This is a genomic window from Aeromonas sp. s10, from assembly GCF_040907975.1.
GTDB classification, from domain to species: domain Bacteria; phylum Pseudomonadota; class Gammaproteobacteria; order Enterobacterales; family Aeromonadaceae; genus Aeromonas; species Aeromonas caviae.
Map to the genome: position 1 here is coordinate 51,625 of NZ_JBFOCV010000006.1, position 19,453 is coordinate 71,077.

The window sequence follows — 19,453 nt, forward strand, 5'->3', positions numbered from 1 at the left end:
CTTGGGTTAAAAAGGCAGAGGTCTGACCTCATTGCGCCACATCTTAACAATCCAATCACAACTTTCATACGGCTGATTGAAACTAAATTGTCCCCATCTTGCCACCCTCCCTCGCCCTTGTGAGCCAACTGGGGTATAAAAAGATCAACTTCCATAAAAACAACGGGTTTATCGCATGGCAGCGGCCGAGTTCAGAGCACTTGGAGACTATCTGGGCAGCCAGATCCTGGGACAGGGCCCCCTCATCGAGGGGCTGCTGATCGCCCTGTTATGTGAAGGACATGTGCTGATCGAGGGGGCCCCCGGTCTTGCCAAGACCCGGGCGGTCAAGGCGCTGGCCGGCGCCGTGGAGGGGCGCTTTGCCCGTATCCAGTTCACCCCGGATCTGCTCCCTGCCGATCTCACCGGCAGCGAGGTCTTCCATCCCCAGGATGCAAGTTTCGTGTTTCAACCCGGCCCCCTGTTCAATCACCTGGTGCTGGCGGACGAGATCAACCGGGCGCCGGCCAAGGTGCAGTCCGCTCTGCTGGAGGCCATGGCCGAGCACCAGATCACCGTGGGCAAGAAGAGCTGGCGCCTACCCTCCCTCTTCATGGTCGCCGCCACCCAGAACCCCATCGAGCAGGAAGGGACCTATCCCCTGCCGGAGGCCCAGCTCGATCGCTTCTTGCTCAAGCTGCTGGTGGATTACCCCAGCCCCGCCATGGAGCTGGCCATCCTTCAACTCAACGCCCGTGGCGACGCCCTGCCGACGCCGCCGGTCACCCTGAGCCAGTCCGACCTGATGGAAGCCCGCACCGCCGTTCAGGGGGTACAGATGCAGGGGCGCCTCGAGCACTATCTGGTGCAACTGGTGTGCGCCACCCGCCCCGGCAGCGGCCTGTGCCCCGAGCTGGAACCCCTGGTCGCGGTGGGAGCCAGCCCCAGAGCCAGCATCGGCCTCGCAAGAGCCGCACGGGCCCGGGCCTGGCTCGCCGGGCGCGACTTCGTGCTGCCCGAAGACATCCAGCAACTGGCGCCAGCCGTGCTGCGCCACCGCCTCATCCCGAGTTATCAGGCGCTGGCGGACAACCTCGATAGCGAGGCGCTCATCACCCTGCTGCTGGATGCCATTCCATGCCCCTGAGCCGACCCCCGCAGGCAGCCCTGTCGCCATGACCCCCGCCGCCGAGCCCCGGGATCACCCCGACATCGCCCTCACCCTCGAGCGGCTGCTAGCGGTGCGCCTCTGGACGCGCCAGGGCGAGCGTGCCCGCATTCATCAGGCGGCCCAGGGGCGTATCGGGCGCCAGCCCGGGCTCAATTTCAGGGAGCTTCGCCTCTATCAGGCCGGTGACGAGGTGCGTCACATCGACTGGCGGGTCACCGCCCGCCTCGGCCGCCCCCACACCCGCCTCTACGGGGAAGAGCAGGATCAGGCCCACTGGTTGCTGCTGGATCTCTCACCCGCCATGTACTTTGGCTCCCGCGCCCAGCTCAAGGCCCGCCTTGGCTGCGAGCTGGCCGCCGCCCTGCTCTGGCAGGGGGAGAAACAGGCCAATACCTTGATCTGCCAGGGCGCAGCCCCCCACACAGAGCACCAGCGCGGCTCTCTCATGCCTCTGCTGGAAGCGCTCTGTCGCCATTACGAGGCAGGGCTGGATCGCGCCCCCCCGCCCTGGACGCTGGCCCAGACCCTGGTGCGACTCACCCTGCCCCATGGAGCCAGATTGACCCTGATAAGCCACCACCAGGCACCGGACCAGGCCCTCTGCCAGCAGTTGCAACGCCTTCGCCCGCGCCACGACATTCACTACTGGCAGATCCGCGATCCCCTGGAAGCCGCGCTGCCCGAACAGGGGCAGCTGGCAGTGCAGGCAGGCAGACACAGCGGTTGGCTCGCGGGAGAAGACCCCCGCTTTCGCGCCCGCTATCAGAGGGCGGCCGACGAACAGGCCGAGGCCTGTCGCCAGCAGTTGCTGCCCCTGGTGACGCGCCTCTATCGCCTCGACAACGGCGCCACCCTGCAACGCCAGTGGCAGGAGGGCGGATGCCGTCTGTTTTGAGGGGGGAGCAGGGCGTGCCCGCACCGGATGCATATCGCCAGCCCTCGTCCAGCGAGTCCTTGCAAGCCATCCGTGCCGAGCTGCGTGACATCCACCAAGGCCCCGCTCTCGAGCCTGCACAGGATCCTCGCCTGATGGCCCTCGGGGGGCTGCTGATCGCGGCGATCGCCGCTTGCCTGATCGCCACGACGGCCCTCACCCTGTTGCGCCAGCGCCGCTGGGCGCACCGGATAGACTGGCAGGCAGACGATCTCGTCCCCAGGCTGCAGGATGCCCTGCGAGAAGCGGCCATGGCCCGCTGGCCCGAAGCGGCCCCCCTGCAAGGGGAGGCCTGGCTCGCCTGGCTGGACAGCAAGGGGGGGAGCGATTTTTCCCGCTTTGCCGCCCAGTGGCCGCTCTGGCTCTATGGGGGCAGAGTGCCCGATGAGGCGCAGCGCAAAAGATTGCGCCTCGCCTATCTCGCCTGGGGGCGACGCTGCGTCAGCGCGCCGCGATTCCCGGCAAGCAAGCGAGGGGCACCTCCCCCGGAGGGTACGCGATGATCCTCGCCTGGCCCTGGTTTTCCCTCGCCCTCGCCCTGCCGCTGCTGGTGCGCTTCGGCCTGCCTCCCATGAAGGGGCGCAAGGGAGGAAACCGGCTCGTTCACGGAGGTTTTCCCCTGCTCCAGCCCCAGGCGGGGCAGCCCTTGTGGCGCATGATGATCTGCTGGTGCGCCCTGGTACTGGCCCTGTGCCGCCCCCAGTGGCAGGAGCCCCCGAACATTCACTACCAGAGCAGCCGAGACCTCATCCTGGCGGTGGATCTCTCCGACAGCATGCGCACCCAGGACATGCTGGATGACGGAGAGCAAACGGACAGGCTTGCCGCGGTGCGCCAGCAGATAAGCAACCTTGTCGCCTCCCGCCCGGGGGATCGTATCGCCCTTGTCGTCTTTGCCGATCACGCCTACCTGCTCTCCCCCCTCACCCAGGAGACCGGGGCCCTGCTCACCCTGGCCAGGGAGCTCGACTTCGATCTGGTGGGGCGCACCACGGCCCTGGGGGAAGCCATCCTGCTGGCACGCCAGCACGCCGACCCCACCCGCCCCACCGCCCTGCTGCTGGTGACGGACGGGCGCAATACCTCGGGCAATGCGGATCCCCTGACCGAGGCCCGGCTCGCCGCCAAAGCCGGCATCCGTCTCTATACCCTGGGGGTGGGCGCCGACCCCGACACCTTCGCCGGGCCCGCAGGGGACGCCGATCCCAGTGCCGAACTGGATGAAGCCCTGTTGCAGCAGTTGGCGACACTGGGAGGAGGCCGCTATTTTCGCGCCCGCAACCGGGGCGATCTCGCCGCCATCAACCATGCCATCGACACCCTGGAGCCCCTCGCCCGGCCCCAGACCCTCTCCCGGCCCCACCAGGAGCTCTACCCCTGGCCACTGGCCCTGGCCTGGCTGCTGCTCTGCTGGCCAGCCCGCTGGCGCATCCCCCTGTCACACAGGCCATCCCATGAGTAGGCAGGCCATGATGGTGGCACCATGGAGCTGACCTTGCTGCGCCCCCTCTGGTTGCTGGCCCTGCTCCCCTGGCTGTGGCAGGGGTGGCGCCGCCGCCGCGATCCCGGCTTGCTCTCCCCGGCCATGCAGGCCTATCTGCTGCCGAGCCGCCATCGGGCCATCCCCTGGCGCTGGCTTGCCTGTCTGCCGGTGATCCTGGCGCTCTCGGGCCCCGCCCTGCGCCAGCAGAGTCTCTCCATGCCGAGCCCGGCCCTCGATATCTGGCTGCTGGATCTCTCCGACTCCATGCTGGCGCAGGATCTGGCGCCGGACCGGGCAACCCGGGTGAGGCTGGGATTGCAGGAGATACTGGCCGACATAGATCGGCAGGACGCGGCCCATCCCATCGCCCTCATTCTGTTTGCCGGGGATGCCTACCTCGCCATGCCTCCCACCCGGGATCATCAGGCCATCGCCCTGCTGCTGCCGGACCTGCGCCCGGCCATCATGCCTGTCCAGGGCAGCGCCCCCGAGCGCGCCGTGGCCCTGGCCCTCACCCTGATCCCGCCGGGCCAGTCCGCCCGTCTGCTGCTCGTGACCGACGGCCTCTCCGGGACGGCGCGCGATCGCATCGCCGCCCTCTGGCCCTGCCTCAACGACCTGTTCTGCAAGGCAGGCTCGGCCCCGCGGCTCGACATCCTGCTGGCCAGCGGGGGCAAGGAGACCCGGCTGCCCGGCGTGGCTGCCGAGCGCTGGCAGCTCGGCAGCCCGATCGGCCACACCTTGCCGGCGCCCGACGAGGAGGCCATGACCGCCCTTGCCGCCAACACCGGAGGCAGGCTGGCCTGGCTTGATTCCGGCCTGCCCCGCTTTGCCCCCCTGCCCATGGGCCAGGCCCTGACGCAGGGGCAATCCCGGGATCTCGGCCCCTGGCTGCTCATCCCCTTGCTCCCCCTGGCGCTGCTGGCGCGGATCGGCGCCCACTGGCTGCTGGTGATCCTCGTCATTGGCTTCGCGCCCCCTTCCCTGCAGGCGGCCTCCCGACAAGATGAAGCAGGCTGGCAGGCTTATCGCCAGGGACACTATCGGGAAGCGGCCAACGCCTTCCAGGATCCGGTCTGGCAAGGCAACGCCTGGTATAGAGCCGGGGATTACGCCAGGGCCGTCGCCGCCTATGGCAGGGCAAACAGCGCCACCGCCCACTACAACAGGGGCAATGCCCTGGTCTGGCTCGGGGATCTTACCGCCGCAGAGCAGGCCTATCTGAGCGCCCTTCGCCTTGAACCTGGGCACAGGGATGCCTTGCACAATCTGGCCCTGCTGCGGGCCAACCCGCCGCAGACAACGCCCTCGGCAAATACCCCGGCGCAGGCCGACACTCCCAACCCCGCCCGCGCCTCAGAGGCTCCCCGCCCCCCGGCGCCCCCCGTGCTGCTGCTGGAGCAGCGCCTTCGCAAGGAGGCCCTGCGCCGCCCCCTGATCAAGGTGGAGGAGCCCTGGTGATCCTCGTGCTGCGCTTGCTCTCCCCCCGGATCGGCTGCTGGCTGCTGCTCGCCCTGTGCGCCATGCGGGTGCAGGCCGCCCCTGTCGAGGCCGAGCTGTTGCCGGGGGCGAGCGAGCGCGACTGGCTGCTCGTCATCGAGGCCGACGGGATGTACCGCGATGAGGATCTCAACCTGCAACCGCTGCTGCGCCAGTTTGCGGTCGGGCGGGTCAGCATCCAGCGGGTCAGTGCCCAGAGCCGCAGCCTGACTCGCTGGCAGATCCCCCTGCACCTGCTCGATACCAGCCCGCGCCAGGTGCCCTCCCTGCCCCTTGGCGCCGATCTCACCCCCTCCCTGGCGGTGCCGACACGTTCCCTGGACGGCACCCTGATGCCGGCACAAGACCCGGTATTCTCTCCGGTCGAGCTGCAGGCCCGGGTGCTCCATGAGGGGAATCTCTACCCCGGCCAGCCCTTCATCTATGAGCTGACCCTCTGGCTGCCTGCCAACCTGGAGGCCCCCAACCTCGGCGAGCCCATCACCCCGGCCTTTACCATTCGCCGCCTTGGCGAGGATCGCTGGGACTCTCCCGCCAGCCCCGGCCTGCCAGGGCGTCTCACGCGAAAATGGCTGCTGCAGGCCAAAGGACCCGGGCTCCATCCCGTCGAATCCCCCCGCTTTCAGGGGCGGTTGCCGCCCCAGGACCAGGCCGGTGCGACCGCGCCGGGCAACGCGGGGGATCTGCTGTCCGCCAGGGCGGCGACCCTCTTCATCAAGGTGGACAAGGCCCCCCTGGAGCCGGTGGCGAGCAGCCTGGTGTTGCGCCAGCAGTTCAGCCCGGCGCAGGCCAGGGTGGGTGAGCCGGTGATCCGCACCCTCACCCTGGTGATGGAAGGGGGGGATGGCAACCGCCTACCCCCCTTGCCGGCCCCGCCCCTGCCCGCCGGCCTCTCCATGAAGCCGGACGGCGAGCAGCAACAGGAGCGATTCGTGGCCGAGGGGGCGCTTCGCTTCGAGCGCCAGTGGCGCCAGGCCCTGACCGCCGACGAGGCGGGGCGCTATGTGCTGCCCCCCCAGACCCTGCGCTGGTTCAACACCCAGAGCGGCCGCATCGAGGAGGCGCGCCTGCCCGCACATTCTCTGGTGTTCACGGCAAGGGAGAGCGCCACTCCCGCCTCCCCCGCACCGGGGACCCAGTATCTCTATTGGGTGCTCCTGGCCATCCTGCTGCGGGCATTCATGCGCCGCTGGCCGCGCTGGCGCGCCTTCTATCGCCTGCAACGGGCCCTCGCCACGGGCTCTCCTGACGAGGCCAGGGAAACCCTGCTGACCTGGGCCGTCCTGCGCTGGGACGCCCCCTGTCTGCATCTGGCCAGGCTGCCCTGTCACCGCGACCCCGCCATGGGAGCGCTGCTGGACGGCCTGGATCAGGCCTGTTTTTCCCCCAAGCGAGTCCCTGGCGAACACCTGCCCAGGCAGGCGCTCGCCAGGGAGTTGTGCACCAAGGAGAGCTTTGCGATAGCCTATGGTCTTCGAATACTGGCGTGGATGCGTGCATGATGCGCCCCTCATGAAACAGGACACCCCTTTATGGCGTTAGGTTTTTTCAGAAGAAAAAGGGCCGACACGGGAAAGGATCCCTGCACTTCTCCGGTCTATGGGGAGATGGCTGACAAACAAACCAAGTACGAAGCCCTGGTGCACGCCCTGCACGGGGACATCTACCGCTACGCCTACTGGCTGTGCCGGGATCCGCAAATCGCCGAGGATCTGGTGCAGGAGACTTTCCTGCGCGCCTGGAAGGCGATAGATACCCTGCTGGACGACAAGGCTGCCAAGGCGTGGCTCATCACCATATTGCGGCGGGAGAATGCCCGCCGCTTTGAGCGAAAGCAGTTCGATCTCGTCGACCTCGACGAGCACCCCCTACGGGATCAGGGTGTCCTGCCAAGCGAGCAGGAGATGGAGCACGAATGGCTCAGGCGCCACATCGCCCGCCTGCCTGCCGAGTATCAGGAGCCGCTGCTGCTGCAGGTACTGGGGGGATTCAGCGGGGAGGAGATCGCCGAGCAACTCGGCCTGAACAAGAACACCGTCATGACAAGGCTGTTTCGCGCTCGCAACCAGATAAAAGAGGCCATGGAGTCTGCGAAACAACAGAGAGGACACACCAATGGATGAGCTTGAATTTCGCCGCCGGGCCATCACTCACCCCTCGGACAGGGATCCCGCCTTCTTGAAAGCCGCCGAGGCGTCACCGGCCAATCGCAAGCATCTGGACGAGATGCAGCAGCTCGAGCGCCAGGTGCGCAGCACTCTGGAAGTGGACGTACCGGCCGGTCTTGCGGAGCGGATCCTGCTCAGGCAGGCGATGGCAGCCGAAGAGGAGCAGGTGGTCCCGCTGCCCGTCACTCCTGCACGCACGCAATGGCGCGCTCTGGCCATCGCGGCCTCGGTCGCCTTCCTGCTCGGCATGAGCACCCGCTGGATCAGCTGGCCTGTGGCACCGGACACCCTGTCGCTGGCTCAAGTCGCCATGTCCCACGTTTATGGGGAAGAGCCCTTCATTCATGCGGTGGATGAGCGGGTCAGCCTGCACACCATCAACGCGAAAATGGAGAAATATGGCGCCACCCTGAGCGAGATGCCGGGCATGAAGGTAACCTATGTCAACCACTGCGCCTTCTATCAGGGACCGGCCCTGCACATGGTGCTGCAGGGCAAGATGGGACCGGTCACCCTGTTCCTCGTCCCCAAGCACCTGCCACTGACGATCCAGTCCGATTTTGCAGACGGGACCCTCAAGGGGGAGATACTGCCGCTCAAGGGGGCCAACATGGTGCTCATCGGAGACATGCAGGAGCCCCTCGCCCCGGTTGCCCGCCAGCTTGAGTCACGCCTGCACTGGTCCATTTAACAGACCTTGACCCAGGCTGACTCGTCCTCCGCCTCAGCCACATCACAGGCAGACATCCTCATTGTCTGCCTGTTCATCCCCACATCCCCGCATGTTCCCGCCCATTGCCCGCGCGAAGTCACATTTCTACCATTTATTTTAAATGACGCAAACGGCACCATTTGTGCTTTATTTATCCAATAATAGATAAATCAGCCTAATAAAACGGCAAGTTAAAACAAATGATTAACACAATGGAAACTTTTATGTATTCTGCTGTCACTGGTCTGATTTCTTACCTCCTACCAGATCCATAGAATCACGCCAGCAATGAATGGGAAGAAGCTGACATAACAACAGATCATGTCGTCAATAGCCGCCAAAGAGCCGCGATGTCGACAGAAAATCTGCTTACAAAGAGAGAACACTATGACAACTGCCTTTTTCAAGAAAAGCCTGATCGCTGCGGCCGTGACCCTGGCCAGCACCCAGACCTTCGCCGCTGCGTTCCAGCTGAACGAGCACTCTGCCTCCGGTCTGGGGCGCGCCTACGCAGGTGAAGCAGCCATCGCCGACAACGCGGCCGTGCTGTCCCGCAACCCGGCGGCCATGACCACCTTCGACAAGATGGCACTGTCTGTATCCGGCACCTATATCAAGCCCGACGTGGACGTGGCTGGCGACATCTATGCCGGCTCCACCAAGCTGGCTCCGTCCAGCGAGAGCGACATCGCCCCCGATGCCTTCGTGCCGGCCACCTACTTCATCCAGCCCCTGAACGATCAGTGGGCCTGGGGGATCGGCCTCTTCTCCAACTACGGCCTCTCCACCGAATATTCCAAGACCTTCGCGGCCGGTGCTGGCGCCGGTGACACCGAGCTGCTGACCTTCAACATCAACCCCAACATCGCCTATCGCATCAACTCCAGCTTCAGCGTCGGTGCCGGCATCAATGCCGTCTACGCCGCCGCCGAGCTGAACCGTTATGCCGGTGCGCTCTCCGCTGCCATTCCGGGTGCCAACTCCGATACCCGTCTGGCTCACCTGAAGGGCGACACCTGGGGCTTTGGCTGGAACGTCGGCACCCTGTACGAGATCAACGAAAACAACCGTCTCGCCCTGACCTACCGCTCCCAGGTGGACTTGAGCTTTGACGGCGACTTCCAGGGTGCCACCTCCGGCAACCGCGTCGTCGATGGCAACCTGAAGCTGGATCTGCCGGCCCAGGCCGAATTCGCAGGCTACCACCGCCTGAACCAGCAATTCGCTGTCCACTACTCCGTGAACTGGACCGACTGGAGCGCCTTCCAGGAGCTCAAGGCCACCAGCAGCAACTGCGCCGGCGGCGTGTGTCTGCAAAAAGACGAGAAGTTCAAGGACTCTGCCCGTTACGCCCTGGGCGGTACCTGGTACGTCAACCCGTCCTGGGAAGCCCGTATCGGCTTCGCCTACGACAACAGCCCCATCGAGCCGGAATACCGTAGCCTGAGCATTCCTGACTCCGACCGTATCTGGTACAGCGCCGGTGCCACCTACCACATCAATCCGGACATGAGCCTCGACTTCGGCATGGCCTATCTGGACGGCAAGGAAGTGGACGTGAACGAAGGCCTGCGCAACCACAGCGATGCGCTGCGCTGGAAGGGCACCTCCCACGGCAACGCCCTGCTGGCTTCCGCCCAGTTCAACATGAAATTCTGATTTTCATATCATCATCGAGAGCGCCCCAGGGCGCTCTTTTTTTATCCAATTTCACCAACTGAGCGCACAGTTGTAGTAAACAGCTGTACTCTTTTCTTTTTTTATCAAGCTGTTATGGGTATTTCTTCCAGCATTTAATCCCGTTTTGCCGCACGTTCCCCTCTCCCCGTTGCCTTACTGGTCATACCATATAAAATCCCGGCCCCAACCGAATAACAGAATGAACACCCAGTTCATCCCGAGGAAAGACCATGCATCCGACGTTCAAACCCTCCCTCATAGCCTTCTTGCTGCTGTCGAGCCAGGTGCAGGCTGCTGGCTTCCAGCTCGCGGAGCAATCCGCCACCGGCATGGGGCGTGCCTTCGCGGGTGAGGCCGCCATCGCCGACAATGCCAGCGTGCTCTCCCGCAATGCCGCCGCCATGACCCGGTTCGATACTCTGGCCTTCTCCGGCGGCGTCATCCATGTGCACCCCGACGTCAACATAGAGGGCACCACCCGGGTGCCTACCCCCCAGGGGCCGGTCAGTCTGGATGCCGGAGCCCACGACATTGCGGGTGACGCCTGGGTGCCCAACGCCTATCTCATCGTGCCCCTCAGCGAGCAATGGCGCCTCGGGCTTGCCGCCACCTCCTATTACGGACTCGGGGTCAAGATGCCGGACAACTACAACGCCGGTCACTTCGGCAACGTCTCCGACATCAAGACAGTGGATCTGGGGGCCTCCCTGGCCTATCGCATCAGCCGCATCTGGTCCGTCGGGGCAGGTCTCTCCGCCATTCAGGGGGAAGGGGAAGTGGGCGGCACTTTCCCCTCCAACAACCAGATAGCCAAGCACCTGAAAGGGGATGGCTGGGCCATGGGCTGGAACCTGGGCACCCTGCTTGAGTTGTCGCAGGCAACCCGCATCGGTCTCTCCTATCGCCACGACGTAACCCTGACCCTCTCCGGTGACGCCATCGGCATCGATCAAAGGGGCCAGCCCTTCACCGATACCGGCAGCCTGGATCTGCCCTTGCCCGCCACCGCCGAGCTGGCCCTGTTCCATCAGCTCACCCCGGCCCTGGCGCTGCATTCGAGCATCAACTGGACCAACTGGAGCAAGTTCGTGCAGCTCGAATCCGAACTCGACCACCACGGCACCATGCACATCAAGGAGGAGCACTGGGAAGACAGTTGGCGCTATGCGCTGGGGATGACCTACCAGCTGGCCCCCCAGTGGCAACTGCGCTCCGGTATCGCCTACGACCGCAGCCCGGTCCCGGCGGATCGCCGCACCATCTCCATCCCCGACTCGGATCGGGTCTGGTACAGCGCTGGCGTGGGCTACCAGATTGACCGCCACCTCTCGCTGGATCTGGGGCTGACCCTGATCGACGGCAAGAAGGTGGACGTGAGCGAAACCATGCAGCTCAGGCCCGGCATCCCGCAGACCACCTCCACTTTCAATGGCACCTCGGAAGGGGATGCCTGGCTCGCCGGCCTGCAGCTCAACTACCTGTTCTGACACCCCGGGTTTCCTGACAAATAGTATGCCAGTTGTTGACCTTCCCGACCGGTCGGCACTGGCATAGTGATCCGCTTCACCATAGAATCAAGCCTGTAACCATGGTGGAGAGATGCATGTATTCCTATGTAGCAAGGCAGCCCATTCTGGATCGGGAGTTGAACACCCAAGCCTATGAGCTGCTGTTTCGCGACAGCCTGGACAATGTATTTCCCTCCGTCTCCGCACAGCAGGCCACTTCCAGGCTGGTTGCCGAGCAGTTCTTGCAGCAGAACATCGATCATCTCATCGGAGATCACCCCTGCTACATCAATTTCCCCCACTCCCTGTTGCTGGATGGATTGGCCGAATGCCTCCCCCGTGACAAGGTGGTGATCGAGATCCTGGAGGATGCCGAGCCCGACGATGCGCTGCTGGAAAAAGTGATCCAGCTCTATGGGCTGGGCTATCGGTTGGCGCTGGATGACTTCACCATGGTCTCAGACTGGGACAGGTTCCTCCCCTACATCCATATCATCAAGTTCGACCTGCGCAGCACGCCGCAACCCTGCATCGAGCACTTCATGGCGAATCATCGCCACCTGCCCCTCACCTATCTGGCCGAGAAAGTCGAGGATCAGGCCGAGTTCGAGCGGATGAAGCAGCTCGGCGTCACCCTGTTCCAGGGATTTTTCTTCAGCCGCCCCCAGATGGTGCAACAGCCCACCATACCGCCGGCCCAGCTGGTGGTGATGCAGCTGCTCGAGGTGGTCAATCAGACCGAACCGGATCTGGACAAGATTGAGCAACTGCTCAACCAGGATCTCACCCTCTCCCTCAAGCTGCTGCGCTACATCAACCACCTCAAGCGTTTCCCCCAGCCCATCGCCTCGTTTCGCCAGGCCGCAAGTTCCCTGGGGCACGCCCAGCTCAAGCGCTTCGTCGCCCTGATCGCCGCCACCAGTGCGGGAAGTGAAAAGAGCGCCGAACTCCACCAGATGTCCCTCATCAGAGCCCGGTTCTGCGAACTGCTGGCCCAGACCCATGCGCCCGCAGAGCAGGCACAGCAAGCCTTTGTCACCGGCCTCTTCTCCCTGCTGGACGTGCTCATGGGCGAACCGCTGGATCAGCTGCTCGGCTCCATTCCCCTGACCGACGACATTCGTGCCGCCCTGCTCACCCGCAAGGGCAAGCTCGGGTTCTACCTGGCGTTCTGTGAAGATTTCGAGAAAGCCGACTGGCAGCGGGTCGCCGCCAACACCGTCCGGCTCGGCCTCAACGAAGAGAAGGTCAGCCACCTCTATCTGAGCGCCACCGCCTGGGTCAACCAGCAGCTTCAGGCCATGGAAGAGCAACCGGTCCACTCCCACCAGAAATGACAACGTCCCTCTTGAAGGGACGTTGTCATTTCATCAAGCCGCAGCAATCTCACCCACGCATTCAGCCTGCCTCGATGGCGATGGCCGTTGCCTCCCCTCCCCCGATGCACAGGCTCGCCACCCCTCGTCTGAGCCCGCGGGCACGCAGGGCATGGATCAGGGTCACCAGGATGCGGGCGCCACTGGCGCCAAGAGGGTGCCCCAGCGCACAGGCCCCGCCGTTCACGTTCAACTTGTGATGGGGAATGCCGCACCCTGCCATGGCCAGCATGCTCACCATGGCGAATGCCTCGTTCACCTCGAACAGGTCCACCTCCTCCACCGACCAGCCCACCCGGGCCAGCAACTTGTCGATGGCGCCGACGGGGGCACTGGTAAACTCCGCCGGCAAGGCGGCGTGACTCTGGTAACCCACTACCCTGGCCAGCACCGGCAATCCGAGCCGGGCAGCGCTCTCGCCCCGCATCACTACCAGGACTGCCGCCCCGTCCGAGATGGAGCTGGCATTGGCCGCCGTGATGGTACCGTGCTTGCTGAAGGCCGGCTTGAGGCCGGGGATCTTGTCGGGCCTGGCTTTGCCCGGTTGCTCATCCTCGGCCAGCAGCAGGGTATCCTCAGAGGTCATGACGGGAGCCAGTTCCGCGGCAAAGGCACCGCTGCGCTGCGCCGTCAGCGCCCGCTCCAGGGAGGCGATGGCAAAGGCATCCATGTCGGCCCGGGTCAGTCCGCTGCGATCGGCACTCAACTGGGCGTAATGTCCCATGAGATGGCCTTCGTAGGCATCCTGCAAGCCGTCCAGGAACATGTGATCGAGCACGCTCTGGTGCCCCATGCGAAAACCGCTGCGCGCCTTGTCCAGCAGATAGGGGGCGCGGCTCATGCTCTCCATGCCCCCCGCCACCACGACCTCGGCCTCCCCCAGGCGCAGGCTGTCCGCCGCCAGCATCACCGCCTTCATGCCGGAGCCGCACACCTTGTTGATGGTGGTACAGGGCACGCTGTCCGGCAGCCCCCCCTTGAGCGCCGCCTGGCGGGCTGGCGCCTGGCCGACCCCTGCGCTCAGCACGTTACCCATATAGACCTCATTGACCTGCTCCCCCGTCATCCCGGCCTGCGCCAGCGCGGCGCGGATGGCGCAGGCGCCAAGCTCGGGGGCACCGAGCGCGCTCAGGGCCCCCTGGAAGGCCCCCATGGGGGTACGTTTGGCCGCCACAATCACGATATCCATCGATAGCACTCTCCTTGTTACATCGGGATAACATATGCTGCGACCGCGACAGGAACAAGACTTGCGGGGAAGTTGACGTTTGGGTAAGGTGCCAGCCTGCATTGACAACCAGATGGCAGCCAAGACAGCCCCATGACCAAATCCAGGGACGACACCCGCACCTTCAGCATCAGCGAACTGGCTCGCGAGTTCGATGTGACCACCCGCAGCATCCGCTTCTACGAGGATCAGGGCCTGCTCAACCCGACCCGCCAGGGACAGCACAGGATCTACAGCCGTCAGGACAGGGTGCGGCTCAAGCTGACCCTGCGTGGCAAGCGTCTGGGCTTCAGCCTCGCAGAGATCCGGGAGTTGTTCGATCTCTACGATGCGGACAAGAGCAGCCGCTCCCAGTTGCAGACCATGCTGGGGCTGGTGGCCGACAAGCGGGAGACCCTGCAGCAGCAGCTGGAAGATATCCAGATGGTCCTGCTGGAGCTGGAGGCGGCCGAACAGCGCTGCCGCCAGGCCCTGGCACACCTCTCTCCCTGAGTCACGCAGACGGGCGAGGCAAGCGGGGATCACCGCCAGCAAATAGACACAAATGAAAGAGGGAGGCTTGAAGCCTCCCTCTTGTCATGCACGGTGGACGACCCGATATCAGGCCTCCTTGCTCCAGCGGTTCGGATCGTAATCCGGGCTGTAGCGATCGACAATGATGGCGCAGGCCGCATCGCCGGTGATGTTGAGCGCGGTGCGGATCATGTCGAACAGACGATCCAGCGCGAACAGCAGCGGCAGACCCTCGATGGGAATCCCGGCCGCCAGCAGCACGGCAACCACCAGGAAGCTCGGGCCCGGTACACCGGCTTGACCGATAGCACCCAGGGTGGAGGTGACGATGATCGCCGCCCAGGCACCCATGGAAAGATCGATGTTATAGACCTGGGCGAAGAAGATGGCGACCAGGCCGTAATAGATGGCATTGCCGCTCATGTTGATGGTGGCGCCCAGCGGCAGCACGAAGGAAGCGGTGGCGTTGGTCACCTTCAGGTCGCGCTCGCAGGTCTCCATGTTGACCGGCAGGGTCGCCATGGAAGAGGCGGTGGAGAAGGCCACGATCTGCGGCTTCTTCATCGCGGAGAAGTACTTGCGTACCGGCGTGTTGGAGAAGAACGCGATCAGCAGCGGATAGACCACGAAGCCGAAGATGAGGATGGCGGCGACATAGACGACGAACAGCTTGAGCACCAGGGTCAGCACATCGAAGCCGTAGGTGCCGATGGCGTCGGCCATCAGGCCGAAGACGCCGATGGGGGCGATCAGCATCACCTTGTTGATCATCCAGACGAAAGCGTCCACCAGGGTGTTGAGCCCGTCTACCAGCGGCTTGGCGCGCTCACGGGGCTGCTTGGCCAGGGCGACGCCGAGGAACATGCAGAACACCAGGATCTGCAGGATATTGGCCTCGTTCAAGGCGCTGAACACGTTGGTCGGGATCATGCCAAGCAGGGTGGCCACCGCATCGGGCAGTGCACCCTTGTCGGCGTAGTCGCCGGAGAACATGGCCGCGGTGGCGCCAAAGTCAACACCCACACCAGGTTTGAACACCTGACCCATCACCAGCGCCAGGAACACCGCCAGTGCGGAGGTGCCGAGGAAGAAGGCGAGCGTGGTGACGCCAATCTTGCCAGCAGCGGGGCTGGCCCCCAGGTTGGCGGCCCCGGACAGGATGGCCACCGCCACCAGCGGGATCACCAGCATCTTGATCAGCTGGATAAACAGGGTGCCGAGCGGCGCAAACACCGTGGCTTGCTCTCCCATGAGCGCCCCGACCAGCGCGCCCAGCACCATGGCCACCACTACCTGAAAGCCGATGTTTTTGATTAATCCTTTTGTTAACACAGAATGTTCCTTTATTTAGCAATTACTCACACTTTTACAGCGTAAATGACCACCCAGAGCGTCAAATCCTCTCCATTGCTCTGGCGGTGCGCTTTATCTCATATTTGCGCCCCGTTTTACATCAGAATCCGTTAACGAAATGCATTGATAACTTTATGAGAAAGTAAAGCCTCAAAAGAGACACGGCTGTTTTTGCTCCTTTTACCATGACAACATCCAAAACAGTGTGCTACGTTGGCTCTGCAAACGTGCATACAGGGAAGAAAAGATGCTGAAAGTTAACGAGTATTTTGACGGAAATGTTAAATCCATCGGTTTCGAGCAAAAAGGCGAGAAAGCTACCGTTGGTGTGATGGAAGCGGGCGAGTACCTGTTCAATACCGCCGCCCCGGAGCGCATGACGGTGATCAAGGGCGCCCTCACCATCCAGCTGGCCGACGAAGATGAGTGGCACACCTACCAGCAGGGGGAATCCTTCGACGTGGCCGGTCACTCCTCCTTCAAGCTGGAAGTGAAGATCGCCTCCGCCTATCTGTGCGAGTTCCTCGACTGATGTATCACGGGCGCCATGGGATACCGAGCGGCTCCCCCATGGCGCGCCTCTCCCGCGCCCATTTCCCTACCGCCATCACACCCCGCTATCTCCCCCCTTTTCAACGACTACAAAAAATTTACAATGTTTAGACGAAATCCATAATTGGAGTACGTCATGATCAGTGTCTTCGACATGTTTTCCATCGGGATAGGCCCCTCCTCCTCCCATACCGTGGGACCGATGCGGGCCGCCTGCGCCTTCATCCAGACCCTCAAAGCGAACGCACTCCTCTCCCGTACCGGACGCGTCGTCGTCGAGTGCTACGGCTCACTGGGCCAGACCGGCAAGGGGCACGGCACCGGCAAGGCCATCATCCTGGGACTGGCCGGATTTGAACCCGAATCCGTGGACATCGAGGCCATTCCCGCCTTCCTCGCCCAGGTAGAGCAGACCCAGACCCTCTGCCTGGGCGGCGAGCAACCCAGCGAATTTCCCCGCATCGGCGCCATCCTCTTCAATCGACGCAAGACCCTTCCCGCCCACTCCAACGGCATGACACTGCGCGCCTATGAGGGTGACACCCTTGTGTTCGAGCAGACCTACTACTCCATCGGGGGCGGTTTCATCATCGAGGAGAGTCACTTCGCCAACGCCCGGGAAGAGGCGGCCCGCTTCGATGCCGCCCACCCCATCCCCTATCCCTTCGAGAGCGGCGCCGAACTGCTGGCCCAGTGCCAGGAGAGCGGCCTCTCCATCTCGGGGCTGATGCTGGCCAACGAGAAGGTGTTTCGCTCGGAAGCGGAGATCAAGGCCGGGCTTCGCAAGATCTGGCAGGCGATGCAGGGGTGTGTGGAGCGTGGCTGCAAGAGCGAGGGGGTGCTGCCAGGCGGTCTCAAGGTCAAGCGCCGGGCTCCCGCCCTCTATCGCCAGCTCTGTGGCGAGACCAATTTCAACAAGGATCCGCTGATGGTGATGGAGTGGGTGGACCTCTTTGCGCTGGCCGTCAACGAGGAGAACGCCGCCGGGGGCCGGGTGGTGACGGCGCCGACCAACGGCGCAGCGGGCATCATCCCCGCGGTGTTGCACTATTACGATCGCTTCGTGCGCAAGGTGGATGACGAGCTGCTGATGCAGTACTTCCTCACTGCCGCCGCCATCGGCATCCTCTACAAGAAGAATGCCTCCCTCTCGGGGGCCGAGGTCGGCTGTCAGGGCGAGGTCGGTGTGGCCTGCTCCATGGCCGCTGGTGCCCTGGCCGAGCTGCTGGGCGCCAGCCCCGCCATCGTCGAGAACGCCGCCGAGATCGGCATGGAGCACAATCTCGGGCTGACCTGTGATCCCGTCGGTGGTCTGGTGCAGGTGCCCTGCATCGAGCGCAACGCCATGGGCGCAGTCAAGGCGATCAATGCCGCCCGCCTCGCCCTGCGTGGCACCGGCGAGCACAAGGTCTCACTGGACAAGGTGATCAGAACCATGTGGGAAACCGGCAACGACATGAAGACCAAGTACAAGGAGACCGCACGGGGCGGCCTTGCCGTCAACATCACCGAGTGTTAAGCCGCTGTGATAAAGCCGCATATGGCACTCGAATACCCGGCATCGCCGGGTATTTTTTTGCAAAACGTTTGTCTGGCGCTTAACAAAATGGATAACCATCAAAATAAATTTTATACTCGCGCCACGAATTCAACAAAAATAGATCTGTTTCAACTTTTTTTAGGCATTGAACCGTTACACTGTGGTTATCCGGTTCCCTGGCCTTTGTGACGACAGACCCGTCCCATGGATCCCTTTTCTGCGAGTGGGCATGGCGCCCCCTTCTACCCTGAGGTAATTGTTACATGATCAGCGTTTTTGATATCTTCAAAATCGGTGTTGGCCCCTCCTCTTCCCACACTGTCGGCCCCATGAAGGCAGCCAAACAGTTCGTGGATGAACTGCGTGCTGGCGGCAAGATCCGTGACATCACCCGGATCCAGGTCGATGTCTATGGCTCCCTCTCCTGGACCGGCAAAGGCCACCACACGGATACCGCCATCATCATGGGTCTGGCGGGCAACCTGCCGGAGAACGTCGACATCGACGCCATCCCCGAATTCATCTCCCGCGTGGAGCAGACCGGTCGTCTGCCCATCGGCCTGCACTGCCACACCGTCAGCTTCCCCAAGGGCGCCATGATCTTCCATGACGAGGCCCTGCCCCTGCACGAAAACGGCATGAGGCTGACTGCCTTCATCGAAGATGACGCCGTCTACAGCAAGACCTACTACTCCATCGGCGGTGGCTTCATCGTCGACGAAGAGAACTTTGGCAAGGGTGACAGCGGCGACATGTCCGTCAGCTATCCCTTCAAGAGTGCCGCCGAGCTCATCGCCCACTGCAGCCAGAGCGGTCTCTCCATCTCCGCCCTGATGATGGAAAACGAGAAGTGCTTCAACACCCCGGAAGAGATCTACAAGAAGCTTGGCAAGATCTGGACCACCATGCGGGAAGGGATCGAGCGCGGCTGCCGCACCGAGGGCGTCCTCTCCGGCCCGCTGCGCGTACCGCGCCGCGCCGCGCCGCTCTACCGCCAGCTGACCACCAACGAGAACCTCTCCAACGATCCCATGAACATCGTGGACTGGGTCAACATGTTCGCCCTGGCGGTGAGTGAAGAGAACGCCGCCGGTGGCCGCGTCGTCACCGCACCGACCAACGGCGCCGCCGGGATCATCCCGGCCGTGCTGGCCTACTACGACAAGTTCATCCAGCCGGTGGGCCGCGACGAGTACACCCGCTTCTATCTGGCCGCTGCCGCCGTCGGCATGCTCTACAAGATGAACGCGTCCATCTCCGGCGCCGAAGTGGGCTGCCAGGGTGAAGTGGGCGTCTCCTGCTCCATGGCCGCCGCCGGCCTGACCGAGCTGATGGGCGGCAGCCCCGAGCACGTCTGTGAAGCCGCCGAGATCGGCATGGAACACAACCTGGGTCTGACCTGCGACCCGGTGGCCGGCCAGGTACAGGTACCCTGCATCGAGCGCAACGCCATCGCCGCCATGAAGGCGGTCAACGCCTCCCGCATGGCCCTGCGTCGCACCTCCAAGCCGCGCGTGTCGCTGGACAAGGTGATCGAGACCATGTACATCACCGGCAAGGACATGGACTCCAAGTACCGCGAGACCTCCCGCGGTGGCCTGGCCATCAAGGTGATGCAGGTCGCCTGCGACTAACGCCGAGTCGCGATGACATGAAAAAAGCGGGATATATTCCCGCTTTTTTTTGGGTCGCGATTTAAAGGGCAGCGTTAGTGGATAAAGGGAGGCCGACAAGGGATAAAAAGAGACGGGCATAT

At 63.5% G+C, this 19,453-nt stretch carries 17 protein-coding genes; 15 read left to right on the forward strand and 2 right to left on the reverse strand.

Annotated elements, in window-relative coordinates; all coding sequences use genetic code 11:
• Positions 1-175: 175 nt before the first annotated feature.
• From AB5Y59_RS00805 to AB5Y59_RS00855, 11 genes are all read left to right on the forward strand, one after another.
• Entirely contained in the window at positions 176-1,126 is a 951-nt protein-coding gene (locus tag AB5Y59_RS00805; RefSeq protein ID WP_368211288.1) for an AAA family ATPase, read from the forward strand.
• A 28-nt stretch (positions 1,127-1,154) separates the two neighbouring features.
• Entirely contained in the window at positions 1,155-2,045 is an 891-nt protein-coding gene (locus AB5Y59_RS00810; RefSeq protein ID WP_368211290.1) for a DUF58 domain-containing protein, read from the forward strand.
• A complete protein-coding gene (locus AB5Y59_RS00815; RefSeq protein WP_234704006.1) occupies positions 2,030-2,587 on the forward strand; it encodes a DUF4381 family protein in 558 nt (185 codons plus the stop codon). The genes AB5Y59_RS00810 and AB5Y59_RS00815 overlap by 16 nt, the downstream gene beginning before the upstream one ends.
• Positions 2,584-3,546 (forward strand): VWA domain-containing protein, encoded by a 963-nt coding sequence (locus AB5Y59_RS00820; RefSeq protein WP_368211291.1) that lies wholly within the window; start codon positions 2,584-2,586, stop codon positions 3,544-3,546. The genes AB5Y59_RS00815 and AB5Y59_RS00820 overlap by 4 nt, the downstream gene beginning before the upstream one ends.
• Positions 3,547-3,567: 21 nt before the next feature.
• Complete coding sequence (locus AB5Y59_RS00825) at positions 3,568-5,028, forward strand: tetratricopeptide repeat protein (protein WP_368211293.1); 1,461 nt, start codon at positions 3,568-3,570, stop codon at positions 5,026-5,028.
• 62 nt (positions 5,029-5,090) lie between these two features.
• On the forward strand, positions 5,091-6,569 hold the full coding sequence (locus tag AB5Y59_RS00830) for a hypothetical protein (protein WP_368211447.1): 1,479 nt from the start codon (positions 5,091-5,093) through the stop codon (positions 6,567-6,569).
• Between the two features lie 30 nt (positions 6,570-6,599).
• Complete coding sequence (locus AB5Y59_RS00835) at positions 6,600-7,190, forward strand: sigma-70 family RNA polymerase sigma factor (RefSeq protein ID WP_029314498.1); 591 nt, start codon at positions 6,600-6,602, stop codon at positions 7,188-7,190.
• Entirely contained in the window at positions 7,183-7,926 is a 744-nt protein-coding gene (locus AB5Y59_RS00840) for a DUF3379 domain-containing protein (protein WP_041215209.1), read from the forward strand. The genes AB5Y59_RS00835 and AB5Y59_RS00840 overlap by 8 nt, the downstream gene beginning before the upstream one ends.
• Before the next feature lie 408 nt (positions 7,927-8,334).
• A complete protein-coding gene (locus AB5Y59_RS00845; protein WP_139737813.1) occupies positions 8,335-9,606 on the forward strand; it encodes an outer membrane protein transport protein in 1,272 nt (423 codons plus the stop codon).
• A 251-nt stretch (positions 9,607-9,857) separates the two neighbouring features.
• Positions 9,858-11,114, forward strand: a complete 1,257-nt coding sequence (locus AB5Y59_RS00850; RefSeq protein ID WP_139737812.1) for an OmpP1/FadL family transporter — start codon at positions 9,858-9,860, stop codon at positions 11,112-11,114.
• Between the two features lie 116 nt (positions 11,115-11,230).
• Positions 11,231-12,472 (forward strand): EAL and HDOD domain-containing protein, encoded by a 1,242-nt coding sequence (locus tag AB5Y59_RS00855; RefSeq protein ID WP_202042508.1) that lies wholly within the window; start codon positions 11,231-11,233, stop codon positions 12,470-12,472.
• A 61-nt stretch (positions 12,473-12,533) separates the two neighbouring features.
• Here AB5Y59_RS00855 and AB5Y59_RS00860 read toward each other — a convergent pair whose 3' ends face one another.
• Entirely contained in the window at positions 12,534-13,700 is a 1,167-nt protein-coding gene (locus tag AB5Y59_RS00860; protein ID WP_139737810.1) for a thiolase family protein, read from the reverse strand.
• A gap of 132 nt (positions 13,701-13,832) precedes the next feature.
• On the opposite strand from AB5Y59_RS00860, the gene AB5Y59_RS00865 reads away from it, so the two are divergent.
• Positions 13,833-14,231 (forward strand): MerR family DNA-binding transcriptional regulator, encoded by a 399-nt coding sequence (locus tag AB5Y59_RS00865; protein ID WP_010674655.1) that lies wholly within the window; start codon positions 13,833-13,835, stop codon positions 14,229-14,231.
• 108 nt (positions 14,232-14,339) lie between these two features.
• On the opposite strand, the gene AB5Y59_RS00870 is transcribed toward AB5Y59_RS00865, so the two are convergent.
• Positions 14,340-15,584, reverse strand: coding sequence for a dicarboxylate/amino acid:cation symporter (locus AB5Y59_RS00870; protein ID WP_368211296.1), 1,245 nt, complete (start codon positions 15,582-15,584; stop codon positions 14,340-14,342).
• A 268-nt stretch (positions 15,585-15,852) separates the two neighbouring features.
• Here AB5Y59_RS00870 and AB5Y59_RS00875 point away from each other — a divergent pair, with 268 nt between their 5' ends.
• From AB5Y59_RS00875 to AB5Y59_RS00885, 3 genes are all read left to right on the forward strand, one after another.
• Entirely contained in the window at positions 15,853-16,137 is a 285-nt protein-coding gene (locus AB5Y59_RS00875; protein WP_010674653.1) for a pyrimidine/purine nucleoside phosphorylase, read from the forward strand.
• 156 nt (positions 16,138-16,293) lie between these two features.
• Positions 16,294-17,676: an L-serine ammonia-lyase gene (locus tag AB5Y59_RS00880; protein WP_010674652.1), complete on the forward strand. Its 1,383-nt coding sequence runs from the start codon at positions 16,294-16,296 to the stop codon at positions 17,674-17,676.
• 284 nt (positions 17,677-17,960) lie between these two features.
• Positions 17,961-19,331 (forward strand): L-serine ammonia-lyase, encoded by a 1,371-nt coding sequence (locus AB5Y59_RS00885; protein ID WP_039039104.1) that lies wholly within the window; start codon positions 17,961-17,963, stop codon positions 19,329-19,331.
• Positions 19,332-19,453: the final 122 nt, after the last annotated feature.

Bases quoted from the DNA above. Each gene is read 5' to 3' on its own strand.
- AB5Y59_RS00805 (WP_368211288.1), top strand. From the start codon at position 176: ATGGCAGCGGCCGAGTTCAGAGCACTTGGAGACTATCTGGGCAGCCAG.
- AB5Y59_RS00810 (WP_368211290.1), top strand. From the start codon at position 1,155: ATGACCCCCGCCGCCGAGCCCCGGGATCACCCCGACATCGCCCTCACC.
- AB5Y59_RS00815 (WP_234704006.1), top strand. From the start codon at position 2,030: ATGCCGTCTGTTTTGAGGGGGGAGCAGGGCGTGCCCGCACCGGATGCA.
- AB5Y59_RS00820 (WP_368211291.1), top strand. From the start codon at position 2,584: ATGATCCTCGCCTGGCCCTGGTTTTCCCTCGCCCTCGCCCTGCCGCTG.
- AB5Y59_RS00825 (WP_368211293.1), top strand. From the start codon at position 3,568: ATGGAGCTGACCTTGCTGCGCCCCCTCTGGTTGCTGGCCCTGCTCCCC.
- AB5Y59_RS00830 (WP_368211447.1), top strand. From the start codon at position 5,091: ATGCGGGTGCAGGCCGCCCCTGTCGAGGCCGAGCTGTTGCCGGGGGCG.
- AB5Y59_RS00835 (WP_029314498.1), top strand. From the start codon at position 6,600: ATGGCGTTAGGTTTTTTCAGAAGAAAAAGGGCCGACACGGGAAAGGAT.
- AB5Y59_RS00840 (WP_041215209.1), top strand. From the start codon at position 7,183: ATGGATGAGCTTGAATTTCGCCGCCGGGCCATCACTCACCCCTCGGAC.
- AB5Y59_RS00845 (WP_139737813.1), top strand. From the start codon at position 8,335: ATGACAACTGCCTTTTTCAAGAAAAGCCTGATCGCTGCGGCCGTGACC.
- AB5Y59_RS00850 (WP_139737812.1), top strand. From the start codon at position 9,858: ATGCATCCGACGTTCAAACCCTCCCTCATAGCCTTCTTGCTGCTGTCG.
- AB5Y59_RS00855 (WP_202042508.1), top strand. From the start codon at position 11,231: ATGTATTCCTATGTAGCAAGGCAGCCCATTCTGGATCGGGAGTTGAAC.
- AB5Y59_RS00860 (WP_139737810.1), bottom strand. From the start codon at position 13,700: ATGGATATCGTGATTGTGGCGGCCAAACGTACCCCCATGGGGGCCTTC.
- AB5Y59_RS00865 (WP_010674655.1), top strand. From the start codon at position 13,833: ATGACCAAATCCAGGGACGACACCCGCACCTTCAGCATCAGCGAACTG.
- AB5Y59_RS00875 (WP_010674653.1), top strand. From the start codon at position 15,853: ATGCTGAAAGTTAACGAGTATTTTGACGGAAATGTTAAATCCATCGGT.
- AB5Y59_RS00880 (WP_010674652.1), top strand. From the start codon at position 16,294: ATGATCAGTGTCTTCGACATGTTTTCCATCGGGATAGGCCCCTCCTCC.
- AB5Y59_RS00885 (WP_039039104.1), top strand. From the start codon at position 17,961: ATGATCAGCGTTTTTGATATCTTCAAAATCGGTGTTGGCCCCTCCTCT.